Source organism: Mesorhizobium sp. M1338 (assembly GCF_040318045.1).
Lineage (GTDB): Bacteria > Pseudomonadota > Alphaproteobacteria > Rhizobiales > Rhizobiaceae > Mesorhizobium.
The window spans coordinates 1-1,427 of the sequence record NZ_JAMYLL010000129.1 but is presented as its reverse complement, the minus strand read 5'-3'; the positions used below and the strand labels follow the sequence as shown (position 1 = coordinate 1,427).

At 63.3% G+C, this 1,427-nt stretch carries 1 protein-coding gene; it reads right to left on the bottom strand.

The window, feature by feature from the left end; genetic code table 11:
- Nucleotides 1-1,231: IS4 family transposase (locus NKH19_RS33255; RefSeq protein WP_352983933.1), on the bottom strand; the 1,231-nt coding region annotated here is incomplete at its 3' end.
- Nucleotides 1,232-1,427 lie beyond the last annotated feature (196 nt).

Below are 1,427 nucleotides of genomic sequence, written 5' to 3'. Positions count from 1 at the left end.
TGAGGCCGTTGCAGAAGGTGATGGGCCCCGGTGGTCGCTCCTTTGCATAGCCGTTCCAGCCTCCCAGACGCGCGATACACCAGGCCGCCCATGCGAGGCTGTGTGATGGATGCGGGTTCTTCTGCCTTTCGGTTTTGCCCTCGAGATTGTCGATCAGCCTTTCGAGAACGGTGACCTCGGTTGAGCCGAAGAGGCGAGCCGCCTTGACGGTGTGGCCAACTGCACCGCGCCCGTGCACGAGCTGCATGACCCTGGTGGCGGCAATCAGAGCGGTTGCGGCCAAACGTTCGAGTGCATCGCCGTCGGCAAGCAGGCTTTCCTCCAGATCGATGGCCTGTGACTTCAAGGTCCGGAACAGCTGTTCGATGATCCAACGCTTGCGGTAGAGATCGACGACAGCGATGGCATCGGCGAACGTGTTGACGGTGTGGGTGGTCAAAAGCCGCCAGACCACCGCATCCTTGGGGGAAGGCGGATCAATCTCGCGCACTTCCACGATGTTGAGCGGAAGTTCGCGGGGATCGCGGGGGTCGGCGCCAAGGCGTGGCTGGCGCAAAGTGACCGCAGCCAGGCGAACGGCCAAGCTGACGGTGCGCGCCGACCGGCCGGGACGTGCCTGCAGATCAAAGGCGATACGACCGACTTCCGGCGTCCTGGCGATCTCGCTGAACAGACGGCCCTGCTCGCCCAAAGCCCGATCCCGCACGGCACGGATGAGCACATGCGTGCGCGCGTCAGGCAGCCTTGCAAACACCTCGTAGATATCGGCCTCGCGGTCGCCGATCACGGTGACAAGCGGCGTATCGGTCAGCGCCCGGCACGCTGCTTCGGCGGTGGCGATCCATTTGTAGCTTTCCTTGGCTTCGATCGGCAGGGCTTGATAATTGTCCTGCTTGCGCCCCTCGCGTCGCCAGATCGTGGCGGCCGCAAGGCCCAAAACGCTGCCGTCCACGGCATCCACCGCCAGCGCCGGATGCACGAACAGCCCGACATCCTTGCCGTTGCCGACACGGCCAAGGCCTCGCTTGCGCGAAGCCTTGGCCTCATAGTTGATCTCGCTGCTGTCCTCGATGATCAACACGTGGCGCCCGGCGGCCGCTTCGGCCGTTCGTGCCGCCGCCGTGCGCAGGATCTCCCGCACCGTCACGTGGGGATTGCGAAATAGGCGCGTGAAGGCGACCTTCTCGGCGCGCGTATCGGCAAGCCGGCGCATGCCCGCGCTAAGGCGCATGAACATTCGCTCCAGCACCATGCCCCCCTTTTTTGCAGGCGCAGGTCACCGAAGTATCCCAGACAGGTCTTGGCCATCGTCGAAACCTCCAGAATCAACAATGCCAGCTACAGAATCACAGACGATTCAACTTCTTCAACCCCTATCTGGCGCCTTCAAGAACTGCGCCGAAGCAAATGTGTGCGCACGCTAGCCC